The 14,363-nt window shown below is 42.4% G+C and carries 17 protein-coding genes; 8 read left to right on the forward strand and 9 right to left on the reverse strand.

Features of this window, described 5'->3' with window-relative positions:
* The 4 genes from Q3A68_RS05895 (at window position 1) to Q3A68_RS05910 (ending at window position 4,066) form a co-directional block, all read left to right on the forward strand.
* The gene (locus Q3A68_RS05895) at window positions 1–1,134 is read left to right on the forward strand and encodes a beta-ketoacyl synthase N-terminal-like domain-containing protein (RefSeq protein ID WP_302900130.1); all 1,134 of its coding nucleotides are present in this window, start codon (window positions 1–3) and stop codon (window positions 1,132–1,134) included.
* 194 nt (window positions 1,135–1,328) lie between these two features.
* Entirely contained in the window at window positions 1,329–1,790 is a 462-nt protein-coding gene (locus Q3A68_RS05900; protein ID WP_302900131.1) for a hypothetical protein, read from the forward strand.
* 19 nt (window positions 1,791–1,809) lie between these two features.
* Window positions 1,810–3,009 (forward strand): beta-ketoacyl-[acyl-carrier-protein] synthase family protein, encoded by a 1,200-nt coding sequence (locus tag Q3A68_RS05905; protein ID WP_302900132.1) that lies wholly within the window; start codon window positions 1,810–1,812, stop codon window positions 3,007–3,009.
* 1 nt (window position 3,010) lies between these two features.
* Window positions 3,011–4,066 (forward strand): beta-ketoacyl synthase N-terminal-like domain-containing protein, encoded by a 1,056-nt coding sequence (locus tag Q3A68_RS05910; RefSeq protein ID WP_302900133.1) that lies wholly within the window; start codon window positions 3,011–3,013, stop codon window positions 4,064–4,066.
* Window positions 4,067–4,081: 15 nt separating this feature from the next.
* Here Q3A68_RS05910 and Q3A68_RS05915 read toward each other — a convergent pair whose 3' ends face one another.
* From Q3A68_RS05915 to Q3A68_RS05955, 9 genes are all read right to left on the reverse strand, one after another.
* Entirely contained in the window at window positions 4,082–4,771 is a 690-nt protein-coding gene (locus tag Q3A68_RS05915; RefSeq protein ID WP_302900134.1) for a hypothetical protein, read from the reverse strand.
* Between the two features lie 21 nt (window positions 4,772–4,792).
* Entirely contained in the window at window positions 4,793–5,059 is a 267-nt protein-coding gene (locus tag Q3A68_RS05920; RefSeq protein ID WP_302900135.1) for a phosphopantetheine-binding protein, read from the reverse strand.
* Between the two features lie 7 nt (window positions 5,060–5,066).
* The gene (locus tag Q3A68_RS05925) at window positions 5,067–6,350 is read right to left on the reverse strand and encodes an ABC transporter permease (RefSeq protein WP_302900136.1); all 1,284 of its coding nucleotides are present in this window, start codon (window positions 6,348–6,350) and stop codon (window positions 5,067–5,069) included.
* A complete protein-coding gene (locus Q3A68_RS05930; protein ID WP_302900137.1) occupies window positions 6,340–7,101 on the reverse strand; it encodes an ABC transporter ATP-binding protein in 762 nt (253 codons plus the stop codon). Before Q3A68_RS05930 ends, Q3A68_RS05925 begins: the two co-directional genes overlap by 11 nt.
* Window positions 7,095–8,105 carry a BtrH-related acyltransferase DarH gene (gene darH, locus Q3A68_RS05935; RefSeq protein WP_302900138.1) on the reverse strand — a complete coding sequence of 337 codons (1,011 nt, stop codon included), beginning with the start codon at window positions 8,103–8,105 and terminating at the stop codon, window positions 7,095–7,097. The genes Q3A68_RS05930 and darH overlap by 7 nt, the downstream gene beginning before the upstream one ends.
* Window positions 8,095–8,502 (reverse strand): flexirubin biosynthesis protein DarG, encoded by a 408-nt coding sequence (gene DarG, locus Q3A68_RS05940; RefSeq protein WP_302900139.1) that lies wholly within the window; start codon window positions 8,500–8,502, stop codon window positions 8,095–8,097. The genes darH and DarG overlap by 11 nt, the downstream gene beginning before the upstream one ends.
* Window positions 8,503–8,618: 116 nt before the next feature.
* Window positions 8,619–9,764: a dialkylresorcinol biosynthesis protein DarB gene (gene darB / locus Q3A68_RS05945; RefSeq protein WP_302900140.1), complete on the reverse strand. Its 1,146-nt coding sequence runs from the start codon at window positions 9,762–9,764 to the stop codon at window positions 8,619–8,621.
* Between the two features lie 4 nt (window positions 9,765–9,768).
* The gene (locus tag Q3A68_RS05950; protein ID WP_302900141.1) at window positions 9,769–10,668 is read right to left on the reverse strand and encodes a hypothetical protein; all 900 of its coding nucleotides are present in this window, start codon (window positions 10,666–10,668) and stop codon (window positions 9,769–9,771) included.
* A gap of 12 nt (window positions 10,669–10,680) precedes the next feature.
* Complete coding sequence (locus Q3A68_RS05955; protein ID WP_302900142.1) at window positions 10,681–11,175, reverse strand: hypothetical protein; 495 nt, start codon at window positions 11,173–11,175, stop codon at window positions 10,681–10,683.
* Window positions 11,176–11,411: 236 nt separating this feature from the next.
* On the opposite strand from Q3A68_RS05955, the gene Q3A68_RS05960 reads away from it, so the two are divergent.
* The 4 genes from Q3A68_RS05960 to Q3A68_RS05975 all read left to right on the forward strand — a co-directional run bounded on the left by Q3A68_RS05960 (window position 11,412) and on the right by Q3A68_RS05975 (window position 14,362).
* Window positions 11,412–12,221 (forward strand): SDR family oxidoreductase, encoded by an 810-nt coding sequence (locus tag Q3A68_RS05960; protein WP_302900143.1) that lies wholly within the window; start codon window positions 11,412–11,414, stop codon window positions 12,219–12,221.
* A 163-nt stretch (window positions 12,222–12,384) separates the two neighbouring features.
* Window positions 12,385–12,840: a 3-hydroxyacyl-ACP dehydratase FabZ family protein gene (locus Q3A68_RS05965; protein ID WP_302900144.1), complete on the forward strand. Its 456-nt coding sequence runs from the start codon at window positions 12,385–12,387 to the stop codon at window positions 12,838–12,840.
* The gene (locus tag Q3A68_RS05970) at window positions 12,837–14,108 is read left to right on the forward strand and encodes a beta-ketoacyl-[acyl-carrier-protein] synthase family protein (RefSeq protein WP_302900145.1); all 1,272 of its coding nucleotides are present in this window, start codon (window positions 12,837–12,839) and stop codon (window positions 14,106–14,108) included. The genes Q3A68_RS05965 and Q3A68_RS05970 overlap by 4 nt, the downstream gene beginning before the upstream one ends.
* A complete protein-coding gene (locus tag Q3A68_RS05975) occupies window positions 14,108–14,362 on the forward strand; it encodes an acyl carrier protein (protein ID WP_302900146.1) in 255 nt (84 codons plus the stop codon). The genes Q3A68_RS05970 and Q3A68_RS05975 overlap by 1 nt, the downstream gene beginning before the upstream one ends.
* The last annotated feature ends 1 nt before the right edge of the window (window position 14,363 follow it).

A 14,363-nucleotide genomic window follows, 5' to 3' on the forward strand; every position in this document is an offset into this window, starting at 1 on the left:
ATGGAACAGGATGTATTTGTAGTTGCTGATAATATATTGTCGCCCATCGGTAAAACCACAGCCGAGAATTTTGACCGTCTTAGTGGTAATGTTTCCGGTGTTATGGAACATGATGATCCGGCCATCTCATCCAGGCCCTTTTATGCATCGATATTTGATAAAAGTGAAGCTTTTATAGAAGGCAACCAAACCGGCTTTACCAAATTCGAGCAACTATTGATCGCTTCTATTACCGACGCTTTAAAGAACACCGGCATAGCTGTAACGGATAAAAAAACAATACTGATCATATCCTCTACCAAGGGAAATATCAGTCTGCTGGAAACAGAAAAAAATACTCCTGAATTACAAAAACGGATAGCTTTATCGACTTCGGCTAAGCTGGTGGCCCATCATTTTGGTTTCAGCAATACGCCTATTATCATTTCTAATGCTTGTATATCGGGCGTGATGGGTATCATTACCGGAGCGCGATTGTTGCAAACCGGTCAATATGAAAATGCAATAATTGCAGGTGCCGATGTGATTTCATCTTTTATCTTATCAGGATTCGAATCCTTCCAGGCATTAAGTCCTCAGGTATGCCGTCCATTTGATAAATCACGGGATGGTTTAAATTTGGGAGAAGGTGCAGGTACGATCATTTTATCAGCCAATAAAAAATATACGGGAAATATAAAAGTACTGGGAGGCGCTGTAAGCAATGATGCCAATCATATCTCCGGGCCATCACGCACGGGGAAAGAGTTGAGCTTTGCTATCGATCAATCTTTAAAGGAAGCCGGATTATCGCCCAATGAAATTGATTTCATTTCAGCTCATGGCACAGCCACCCCGTATAATGATGAAATGGAAGCGAATGCTATCAATTTATCGGGGCTGCAATCGGCGCCATTAAACAGTCTGAAAGGTTATTACGGGCATACACTTGGCGCGGCTGGATTGATTGAATCGATCATATCTATTCAATCGTTACAACAAGACTTAGTTTTACCCACTCCAGGTTTTAAGAAAATGGGAGTGACTAAGCCCGTTAATGTGATTGCTGAACCTCTGTCCGTAAAAGCAAAGCGTTTTTTAAAAACTGCATCAGGATTTGGTGGTTGCAATGCCGCCGTTATTTTTGGCAAATAATGGGTAGTTTTGGAAGAATAAGGTAAGGATAAACATTGCTGGCAGAAAATCATATCATAAGCAGTTGCGTAATTGAGGGGGGCGATGTCTTCAAAAATGGGAGGCTGCTATTTCAGAATAAAAGTGCTGACCTTACAGGTTTCCTTTTATCAATATATCAGCATTTTCAGCTGAATTATCCTAAATATTATAAAATGGATAATCTGAGTAAGCTGGGTTGGCTGGCGTCGGAGGTATTGCTGATGGATAATTATCAAAAAGACCAATATCAACCCGAGGAAGTTGGGATAGTTTTAGCTAACCGGAATTCAAGCTTAGATAATGATATTAAATATTTTGAATCGGCTAAAGAAATTGCCAGTCCTTCGTTGTTTGTTTATACCCTGCCAAATATTGTTATCGGTGAAATCTGTATCAGAAATAACTTTAAAGGCGAACATGGTTTTTATATACAGGAAACATTTGACGCTGATTTTGTTATAGTACAAGTAAACTATCTTTTAGATAACAATATCCTGAAAGCTTGTATTTGCGGCTGGGTGGATGTATTGGACCAGTATTACAAAGCAGCATTATTTTTGGTGGAAAAGAGGCAAACGGACAGCTCTGTGCCATTTTCAGCAAAAAATATCAATAATATATTCGAAACAAATTAAAATTGCATAGCGCAATAATATGAGTTCATCAGTGCATATAGCAGGTGTTGGCGTGATCTCAGCCATCGGTAAAAATGTAACGGAGCACCTTAGTTCCTTTGAGAATGGGAAGGCCGGCATGGGTGAGATTACATTGCTGGACACTATTCACAAGGGTAAGTTGCCGGTAGCTGAGGTAAAATTGAGTAATGGTGAATTAATTGCCATAACTGGCCTGCCGCCGCAGACCAGCCGCACGGCGTTATTAAGTTTAGTTGCTGCGCGGGAAGCATTACAGGATGCCGCAATCCCTAATTTTGAGTCATTACGCACAGGTTTTGTCTCCGCCAATACCGTAGGCGGCATGGATAAGAGCGAGGACTTTTTTGTCGATTTCCTGGCTAACAATAACAGAGGCAAGCTAAGGAATGTGTTCGACCATGAGTGCGGCAGTAAAACAGAGATCGTAGCTGACCAGTTAGGCATTACTGATTACATGACGACGATCAGCACCGCTTGCTCATCATCAGCCAATGCAATCTTCTATGCTGCACGACTGATCAAAAACGACCTGCTGGATGTAGTTATAGCCGGTGGAACTGATGCGCTAACTAAATTCACGCTGAATGGGTTCAATACACTGATGATACTGGATAAAGAATTCTGCAAACCTTTTGATGAGCACCGGGAAGGCCTTAACCTGGGTGAAGGCTCCGGATATTTGGTGTTGGTATCTGAGAAAGTGGCGCGAACTTTAAGCAAACCCGTGTACTGCAAACTAAGCGGCTACAACAATAGCAATGATGCCTATCATCAGACTGCATCATCTCCGGATGGTACAGGTTCTTATCTGGCTATGAAAGGTGCGCTGGACAAAAGCGGTTTAAAACCATCTGATATCGATTACATCAATCTGCACGGAACCGGTACGCCGAATAACGACAGCGCAGAGGGCGCCGCCGTAAAACGCTTGTTCGATCCGCATTATCCGCCGATGAGCTCAACAAAATCCTATACCGGGCATACTTTGGGGGCGAGTGGTAGTATCGAAGCAGTATTTTCGGTATTAGCGATCAAAAATGGCATCATATACCCGAACCTGAGATTTGAAACGCAGATGAGTGAATTGCCTTTTAAACCGGAAACAAAATTCATCAAAGGGCGACAACTGAATCATGTAATGTCAAATTCATTTGGTTTTGGTGGTAATTGTACATCTTTAATCTTCTCGAGGGCCTGATATGAAAACCTACATTCGTTCCGCCGCCTGCATATCGCCCCAAAAAACCTTCAGAAGTGAAGTTTTTCTGGATAACATTGTTGAATACAACGGAACACGGCTCAGGACCATTGAACCTGATTATAAAGAGTTTATCGACCCAAAGCTGATACGCCGTATGAGCCATATCATCAAGATGGGCGTAGCTACAGCAAAGGATTGCCTTAATCAAGCCGGAATAGAAATGCCGGAGGCTATCATAACAGGCACCGCATTTGGCTGTATGGAAGACACGGTCACCTTTTTGACCCGCATGGTGGAGCAAAACGAAGAACTGCTTCCTCCTACTGCCTTTATACAATCTACGCATAACACCGTTGCCGCGCAGGTGGCCCTAATGCTCAAATGCCATGGCTACAATAACACATTTGTGCATAAGGGCATCTCTTTTGAAAGTGCGCTGATAGATGCCAACATGCTTTTGCGCGAACAGGAAGCCCATAACATACTAGTTGGCGGAACGGAAGAAATGGTAGATACCAGCTTTAAAGTGCTGACACGATTAGGATTATACAGACGTCAGCCGACCTCAAACCTGCACTTGCTTTCATCTGAGGCAAAAGGGACAATGGGCGGAGAAGGTGCGGCGTTCTTCTTACTTTCCGACAAAGCTTCCGACGATAACCTGGCTGAACTTTCATCGGTTAAAACACTTTATAATACCAGCGATGTAGAAGCTGGTATTACTAAATTCCTTGCTGAAAACGAGCTGAAAGCTGAAGATATTGACCTGGTAATTACCGGGAAAAACGGCGATGTACGGAATGATGCGATTTATAAGCAGTTAGCGTCTTCAATTTTCCAAAATGCCGGAATAGCAAACTATAAACATTTGTGCGGTGAGTATGCTACTTCATCGTCTTTTGCTTTATGGCTGGCAGCGAATGTCGTTAAGAAAGGCATCATTCCGCAGACAGTTGCCGAACCGCGGGTTAACAGCAGGCCGCTAAAGAAAGTGCTGATCTATAATCATTACTTGTATAAGTATCATTCGTTAATGATTGTTTCAGCTACTTAAACCCCGCAAACAATATCACACCGCTTTAAATATTCTAAAGCCTAGAAAATGTATTCGAAGTGCCTTTTTTATTTGAACGCCTAAGCTTAAATATTTGCGATCAAATTTGAATGGTAAAAATGGTTCTATGCTGTCAATATACTCCCAAAATTCTTCATTTGGTTCTTCATACGGAAAACATAAACTTGGACATATGCAATTACTTTTTGTCAACCAAAACAAAATACTTGAGGTGAACTGTTGGTTTGGTAATTCAATTTTTGTAGCTGGGTCAATTAGTTTGAAATCATAAGACAAAATTAGTTCAACAGGTCCAAGATTATATTTCGGCCAAGGTTGCCCTTCTATCATATAATTTATGGCTTTTGATAATTCATTAGCCGTTAAATCCCATTGTATTTTTATTTGTTTAGTGGGGATATTACTAGGGTAATGATATGCCACCGAAGAGATTCTTCCAATGCCGAAAACTTCTTGGGTATTTTGAAGAACTTTACCAGCTAAAATCGAAGATTCATCATGTTCTTCATCAGCAGAGAACCCTTGCAAATAGGTACTATTGGGAATCTGAATATCCGCTGTTGTGCAGTTTATTAAGAATAGCTTTATATTATCCCAAACTTTTTCAATTTTCCCACCTTTCAAAGCCTGTGTGGTCCTACTTTTTGGTAAACTGTAAATTATGTATGGTCTCGATGCGACCATAAAGGTTGAAGTTTATGCATTTTACTTCTTCCCGTGCTCTTCAATATAAGCCGCCATCGTATTAATGTCTACCAACACTTTGCGTCCCACTTTAGGGTCCTGAATATTAATGCCGTATTCTCTTTTCAACAATACGATCAGTTCTAATGAATCTATAGAATCCAAACCCAATCCGTCGCCAAATAAAGGCTCATCGTCCTTAATATCGGCGGGGGTAAGGTCAGTTAAGTTTAGAAATAATATGATCTGGCTTTTCAGTTTTTCTTTCAGCTCTGTAGTCTGTTCCATTCCGTAATTATATTAAATTTTTTTGTTTCAATCCTAAAAAGGTTATCAGTTGCAACACGAGGGTGATTAACACCAACGGTATAAGGTATTCCATCACATCAGTTAGTTTGCTGCCTTCCAAAAATAGTCCATAATAAGCCTGAAGGCACCAATGCATTGGCGAAAGATTGGCTACAGCTTTCAGAGAAGTATCCATTGCGAAGCTCGGCACCATTAAACCGCCGATGGCCGCCAGTATCACTATGGAAATCGCCCCAAAACCGTTGCTTTGCTGGTGCGACTCGGCAAATACGCCCACGCAAATCGCATAACTAACTGCACACCATCCGCAGATCACGGTTACGACCAACAGGCCGAATACATCCAGTGGAATATTTAATCCAGGTAAACCCATAAGCGGGAAACCCCAGATACCCAAAGCGAATATTACAACCGCCTGAATCACAGTAACCGCTACATAGGTGATTTGTTTGGATAATAAGCCTACGGCATAACTGGTAGGCAGGGTTTTAAGACGCACAAAACTCCCGCTCACTTTTTCACGAACCACACTTCCACCTAATGACATGATCACAAAAAACATGGCGAAGATAGTCCACGCCGGCACATTATGCTGAGCAGCATTTGGTGCGCGTAAAGTACCATTTTTAGACACGGGAATTTCGTTGATCGCCGCCTTATTACTTAGCATTTCGTTTTCCAGCTTTTCCGGCAACGGTTTCTCGTTGATGGCAAAGTAAAGTGTGCGTAAGGTCTCCCGGCTTTCCACAATCTGCAAGGCACTTTGCAAACCGCCCTTTACCGAAAACCGCAATTGTTGCTGTATAACCGGGTTATAATATAAAGTAAGCGGACTCACATCACCCACATATTTTTGGACAGAGTCAGCCTGCAAGCCAAAACTGACCATTGCTTTATTGGAAACACTTTTAGCTTTAGCTTTTACCCTCCGGGTAAAATCTCCGGGAATAATTACACTTAATAAAGCGTCCTTCTCCTTCATTGAGTCGACGATGGTCTTGACATCCTGACGTTTAGGCAGATTATATACCTTGAATAAACCGATCTTATTGATCGCATCGATCAGCTGTTTTCCTGATTCGCCGGTATCCCGGTTACAAACCAGGATGGCCATTTTATTTTTATTGATGAGCTGGAAAGTGCTGTTCTGGATATCCGTTACCACAACAACCAGCACAATGGGCATGATGAACATGAGCGAAAGCCCTATGCCATCACGTATGAGCACCCGACAGTCTTTCTTTATCGTTGCCCACAGTTTAAATATCATTGCGATACTCCTTTCCCGTCAGGTTGAGGAAGAGCTCCTCCAGGCTTTCCTGTTTATGCTCTTTTAATAAATTGGTCAGACTGTCTTGTGTGATAATTCTGCCGACATCGATCAATGCGACCTGCTCGCACAAACCCTCGGCCTCGCTTAACTGGTGCGAGGTGTAGATGAGTGTTGTTCCGTTTTTGTTTAATTCCATCAAATAATTGATGATGGCGTGGCGCGTTTGTACATCCACTCCTACTGTCGGCTCATCCAATATCAGGATAGCAGGATTATGAATCACCCCGATAGCCAGGTTTACACGGCGCTTCATCCCGCCTGAGAATTTATCTACCTGCTTATTGCGTACGTTTTGGAGGCCAAGTATATCAAGCAATTCATCGGTTCTTGTTCTGATCTGCTGCTTGCTCAACCCCGACCATGCCCCAAAAAACTCCAGGTTCTCAACTGGGCTCAATTCCTGATAATAAGAAAAATCCTGCGGCACAAAACCGATCATTTTGTTGACATCATTATTTTTCTTGCGAACATCATTTCCCAGTAAAGTAATCGTACCTGAATCAGCGGAGAGCAAACCGGTTATCAAACTTAGCAGCGTAGTCTTACCAGCTCCATTGGGACCGAACAAGCCAAAGCGCTCCCCTTTCCGCACCTTCAAATTCAGGCCGGAGAAGATCACGCCATCGTTGCCGGGATAGTGAAACCCCAGGTTCTCGATATTTACCGCCAGTTCGCTGTCTGCTACCATTTAATATTCTTTAAAGCAAGAAAAGCATTCTTCTCCAGTTCTGCTATCTCGATCAGGTAATCGCCCATCTGGTTAAAATCTTCCTGGCTGCCCAATCGTCCCTTGTATATCCCAGCTGCATGTACGGCTGCCGTTCGCCAAAGGTCGCCTGCCTGGGTAAATATTTTTGAGATTTCGGACAGTTGGTCGTTATGTGTATAAGCCTGTGCTTGCTGCAAAAAGGCTCCATAAATATAACGGAAACCACCACCGCCGGTGCCTATCTCTTCTTGCATGCGCACCAATTGCGCCAGGTACGAGCCGGCTTTTTCAACGCCTAATTTATTGCGCCAGTTTTTTATTTTTTTACCTGTGTATTTAATTCCACTTACCCCGGCAAAGTTTCCGGGAATGCGCAGCATTTGGTTCACATTTGTTTTTATGCCGCTGATGATGGCTTTCCTGATCTGCTCATCGGTAATTATTGCTTTGCTCTTAGGATAGTATAACTGCCCTTTAGGAGCTAAAGCCCCTTTCGCAAAACGAACGCGCTCCAACTCATAACTGGTGAGTTTGGTCGGCGTTTCCATCACCGGGTCGCTGATGAGGTAGTTATCATCCTCCTTACCAAAAACGATCAGGTTATGTGCGTTGAAATGAAAACGGTATTCGCGAGGGAAATAGGAAAGGTAGTATACCCCTACCTGGCAGCCAACAGGGTGCCCCTCCTTCAATCGTTCAATCAAATAGCTTTCCGCTTGCCCTTTCGAGCTGAATTTCTTGCGGATAACCGGAATACCCAACGCATTGCAGGTCCGTTTAAATATCAGTCCCGGAAAAGTGCGGAAAGCTATCGCCGGACCATTATTTATTTTGATCAACGGTATATAACAGAAAAACAAGCCTGCCCCGATGCCAAAGGCCAGTGGTTCGGTTATCTTATTGGATGAGCTTTCGCGTAATAAACTGCTTGTAACCCCTGACTCGCAATGTGCCGACTGGTGGTGTTCAAAATCAAGCTTCATGCACGGTCATGGTTTTTAGATCCTCCACCTTAACGTTAAAGGCGTCGGCATATTTTTGAAGTTTTTTATCAGATAGTTTTTTAAACACGTCGGGTTTTAAATGTCTTTTTACCTGCCATTTCCAGAAACCGGAATAGCCTGCCAGTATTTCAATATCCATCAACCGGTATTCCATAAAAAATAGCAGCGGGCTGACTTCTCCGTTCAATACTCTTCGTTTTGCTCTGGCAACGCGTTCTTCCACATCTTTCCAGGCCACATCCAATGCGCCTGACTTTACATCCCATCCGCTGCTCAGTTCAGTCACGTATTTGCCGGTGTTATCGGTAGCATAACAAACCTCTTTGGTGATCTTCCCAAGCGCACCCATATCCTGTGGCACATTTTCCTTCTTCATGGTATACAATTCTATGATTTCATAGATTTACAAAGATAACAAACGACACGATTGAGTGATTTTAAGGATTATCCCGATAACCAATTCAACTTAATCAACCCATTCAACTCAATCAACTATACGACAGTAAGCATAGCATACATATACGAGAAGCGGGCGCTCTCCGGCACTAACAGCAATAACCTGTTTCCCTTCTTCAATTTACCGCTGTTAAACAGTTCATTAATCATCAGGAAGATTGATGCTGCTCCCACATTGCCTACCGTATATAAATTGATGAACCATTTTTCGTAAGGAATGCCACCTCCATAGATCTCCACCATGTCATATATCCTGCTTCTGAAGAAGTCGCTGGAGATGTGAGGCAGGAAGTAATCTATATCGGCAGCTCCAAGGCCTCTTTTGTCCATTATCTCTTTTATTTTCTTACCGCCCAGGTGAACAATATTATCACTGAGCAAAGTAATATCCTGTTTCACACTGAAGATAGACTTGTTCATGATCTCTTCAGGTGTATAATCCATAAAGCCCTTTAGTGAACCGTCCTCCATCTTTTCGCCACCCATATACATACAAGTATCCATCTCGTTGGCATATGATGCACCTTCAATCCAGTCGACACGCAGGCTTAACCCGTTTTCATTGGGTTTATCCGACATCAAAAATGCCGATGCACCATCCGAAAGCATCCAGCGCAAAAAGTCCTTCTGAAAAGCGATGAAAGGGTTTTCCTCCATCTCTTTCAGCTTCTGTGCTTCTTCTTCAAATACATCGGAGACCAACAGTCCTGAAAACCTTTCAGAGCCTGTTGCTACAGCCAGTTTAGTCTCTCCTGATTTAATAGCCAGGTAAGCAAATTTGACGGCATGCATACCGGCGCAGCAAACGCCCGACGGCGATACCACTTCGATCGACTCCATTTCAGGCAGCCAGCCGTGAGCCATTACACCGTGACTCGGCATTACCTGGTCGGGCGATGAGGTACCGCACGAAAGCAGTTCAACTTCTTTTATTTTCTCAGGGTTATCCTTAAACAATTCTTTCACAGCCAGGGCGGTCATCTGCGCATTGGTATGGGTCGATTTGCCGCTCTTATCCAGCGCATAGTAACGGTTGGTAATACCATTATTGCGCAATACAATCTTTTTTGATTTGGATGGACGGCCATCGATATAACCCAGATATTCCTCCATCTCATCGTTCGACACCGGCCCGTTCGGGAAATATGCAGAAGTAGCGTTTATATAAACCTGGTTAGACATATTTTTATATTACTTGTAAATAGTTTTGTTTTTTAGCTTTAATTCGTTTAGCCGAAAATGGTTTAATAAATATTGCATCTAATGTAAGAAGAACTGGCGCACCTAAAAACAGCGCAACAAAAAGATAATACTTAAACGCCGATATCCATGGCGCTTTGTTCTTCCTTTTCGCAATAAATTTGGCCCAGGCGGCAAAAATAATTTTTGCCTTCCCTTCAATAAACATCAGCGGGTATTTTACTACAACAGCTTTTTCAACCAATAGTTCTTGTTGCAGATTGCTCCATTCGCCTGTCTCTAAGTGCCTTGCGACAAGCTCGCCAAAAACGGATGTGTTTTTTATATCTTCATCAGATACACCCGGCTTTGGAAAAATATTCAGGTAACGTTCTTTTTTGCCGGTAAGCATCCAGTAAAAAATGGTGATAAAGCTTATCGGATTGGAATGTTTATCAACCAGGGCAATATTTCCTACTAATTTACCTCCGGTATCCTTCAGCGAATTCCGTATCCTGTCATAAGCATTGAGCCACATATTACGCCCGGCACTAATAGTAATTATTGGGGTATCTTTTGATACGCTCTTAAATTCCGGGCTATTTATGATAGAATTTGACGGTATACTTGGTGATAAAAACCATGGCTGATAACCAAGTATTACCAAATCATACGAATTCTCCTTCAACTCGAATGGCTGCAGTTCAGTAGCTACGCTCAGCACACAATCAGGCATTACCGAAAAAAAGTGATTGCCTTTCCATGGAAACTTATACTCAATAACTGGCTTCACTTGTACCTTCTCCACTGTTGCACCGGTCCCGGCTATCGGAGCTGTGAATGAGCTGATGATATCGCCCATCTGTCCCGACTGCGTATAATAAATAGCCAATACTTTTTTTTCCATTTTGCGGCAAAGTTAGAAATCTTCCTTATGCAACACTTTTGATTTTTCGCAGTAATCCAAAATCGCATGACGCACCGCAGCAGACAGACTCTTAAAATCTTTTATGATTTGAGCCCTATCTTTTTCAATATCCGAATGATATTTTACAATTTTTGGTGCATGCTCCTCAATGATCAACCTCAAAAAATGCAATTCGGCATTTTCCGGATCAGCCAGCAATGCTGTCTCCAGTTTAATCCGGCCCTGCTTAAACGTACTTAATCTATCCTTGGGCTTTTTTAGTAAGCCTGCCTTTCTCATCAGTAATGCCCCCTCATAACCATCGCGCTCTTTTTCAGGTGCTGATCTTACTATCTCCAGCTCATTATTTATTGCGTCCAGCGAACCTGATTTCATTACTTCATAAAGCTCAGCTTTCTCAAATTTCTGCGGATGCGCATTTACTTTTACTGATACGATCAACAATAAAAGCATTATCATAAAACCTGATTTCAATCTTATTTTCATATAAAGCAATACCAAACATAATAAATAATATATGGCGGGGCAACCTTATTAGATGTTATACTAACACTTATAAATTCAATATTAAACGCAAAAAGTGCCTTATATTGCAACATTATGCTTAAAAACTAATTAACTTTTGCTTACTTTGAGGCTGCATTTTTAGAAGCAATAAGTTTATAGCTGATTAAGTCCCCTGTTAAGACAAGCTAAGCATATAAAAGTTTAAAAATTCTGAAGTGAGTAAGAACGCGCCGTTGTCCGGTTTATGGGCTATAATTTTAGGAGGATCGAGTGGCTTTGGTTTCGCCGCTGTCGAAAAACTGGCGCAAAACGGGATGAACATTGCGGCACTTTACCGGGAGACGTCAGTTACTGAAAAAGCATTGTTCGGAAAATTTGAAAAAATCGCGGCCGAAAATAATATCACCATTCTGCCATATAACATTAATGCTTTAAGTACAGAAGGCCGTGAAAACTTTCTTGTAAGATTTACAGCGGAGGGTAGCGTCTCAAAACATAAGGTAAAACTCCTGCTGCATTCTATTGCCCGCGGAAATTTGAAGCCATTGGCAGGTGTTAAAGATTCAGCAGACGAGCTTTCAACCGAAGACATTCAGTTTACCAGCTACGCTATGTCGAATAGCTTATTAGACTGGACCCGTGCTATATTGGATGAGGAGCTTTTTCATCAGGATGCCCGCATTATAGGTCTTACCAGTGAGGGTGCCCACAAACATTGGGATGGCTACGCGGCAGTTTCCATCGCCAAAGCATCGTTGGAGAGCCTGGCGAAATATATGGCTGTGGAATTTGCCCCCTTCGGATTAAAAACAAATTTGATACAGGCAGGCATTACCGCCACCTCATCATTAAAAATGATACCAGGCAGTGAAAAGCTGCTGGAGATAGGCACAAACCGTAACCCGATGGGCCGAATGACCCAACCCGAAGATGTAGCAAAAGTGATCTCACTATTATGTAGTAATGAGGCTCTCTGGATAAACGGTGCATTAATTCATGTTGATGGAGGTGAGCATTGCAGGTAGCAAGTGCAAAGGGAGTCGATATGCAAATTGATTTATTAAATTTATTTATATAAGGAATTTACTTTTTTAAGTTTCATAATCTAACTATCATGCATTTTTCATCTGCACATCAGCATATTTGCACATCTGCACATTGTAAAAGCACATTTATATATTAATATACATGTACAAAGATATACTCGACCAACTACCCTATAAATCATCCTTCCGCTTTGTGGATCATATCACTGCGCTGGATGAGGACGGGGTAACAGGCGATTATACATTGCGGCCTGATTCTTTTTTTTATGAGGATCATTTTGTAGGCAACCCGGTTACACCGGGGGTGATCATCACTGAAATAATGGCACAGATAGGGTTGGTGATACTGGGTATATTTTTGTTATCAAAGGATATAGTGTCGGGCAGTAGTGAAACAGCGTTACCGTTGTTCACCTCAACCGATATCTCATTCCACAAAATGGTTTTGCCGGGTGAGAAAGTGACAGTTGTTTCAAAAAAACAATATTTTCGTTTCGGCAAGTTAAAATGCTATGTCGAGATGTGGGACAGTTCTAATGATTTAATTGCTAAAGGAATGTTTTCGGGCATTGTAAAAAAGGTGGATATTAAAAGATGAACAGGCGTGTTGTGGTAACCGGGTTAGGCATTGTGGCGCCTAACGGAATAGGAATACCAGCTTTTTTAAATGCTATACAGCATGGAATTTCGGGGATAAAATTTGTGCCGCTGTACCATGAGCTCCATATGAGCTGCCAGGTGGCTGGGCAGCCTGCTTTTGAGTGGGAAAGCCTGCGGAATTACATTTCAGAAGTTACTTTTTATGGCCTGAAAGGCACCAATATTGGCTATGGTATTACCGCTGCCCTTGATGCCTGGACCGATTCGGGCATGGTGTTCGATACCGACGAGCCCAGGTGGGAAACAGGTTGCGTTTTTGGGAACAGCACACCTGATACCCAGGCCATGAAAAACGTCATTACACGCGTCGATAATAAAGAGTCTAAAAAATTAGGCTCCCGCGTGGTAGAACAAACCATGAATAGCGGTGTTACTTCTTATATATCAGGCCGTTTGGGTTTGGGGAATAAAATTGTGACCAACTCATCGGCATGTGCAACAGGGACACAGGCGGTATTGATGGGCTACGAATATATTAAGCACGGCTATGCCAAACGGATGGTAGTGGGCAGCGCCGAACATATCGACCCTTATGTTTTCGGGACCTTTGATTCTATGCGAGTATTATCGCGTAAGTTTAACGATCAGCCTGAAAGGGCGTCACGACCAATGAGTGCGACTGCAGGTGGGTTTGTTCCCGGATCGGGCGCAGCAGCACTTATACTGGAAGACCTTGATTTTGCGTTAGAGCGTGGTGCTAAAATATATGCCGAGGTATTGGGCGGGTCGTCCAATTCTGGTGGTCAACGTGGTGGGGGGTCAATGACGGCAGCTAATTCTACCGGCGTGATCCGGTGTATTGAGGATTCTATAAGCAATTCGGGCATTCATCCCAATGATATCGACCTTATTAGCGGGCACCTGACGGCCACAATGGCGGACAGGCAGGAGATACAGAACTGGAGCCAGGTATTGAGACGGAGTGGCAAGGATTTTCCACTGACTAATTCAATTAAATCCATGATCGGCCACAGCCTTAGTGCGGCGGGTTCAATTGAATCTGTGGCATGCGTATTGCAAATATTTCATCAATTTGTGCATCCAAATATTAACTTAGAGGATCCAAATCAGGAGATAATAAACATGGTAAGTGTTGATAGCTTGCCGACTAGTATGATAAAAAAGGAGATTAACATTGTAGCGAAGGCGAATTTTGGTTTTGGCGACGTTAATTCCTGCTTAATTTTTTCAAAATTTAACAACTAATGACCAGAGAAGAGACTTTAAATGAGCTTAAAAAGGTAATTGCCCCTTATACTGTTAATAAGGAGATGCTGGCCGGCATTAATGACCAGACTGACCTGATAAGAGATTTAAAAATTAATTCGGCCAATTTGGTTGATATTATCATTGACGCAGAAGCAAAATACGATATCGAGATCGATTACGATTCGGCAGACAAGATGACCAATGTAGGTAGCTGTCTTGATGTGATCACAGAAAAAATCAATCAAAAATAAA

It is taken from the genome of Mucilaginibacter tolerans (assembly GCF_030519375.1).
Taxonomy (GTDB): domain Bacteria; phylum Bacteroidota; class Bacteroidia; order Sphingobacteriales; family Sphingobacteriaceae; genus Mucilaginibacter.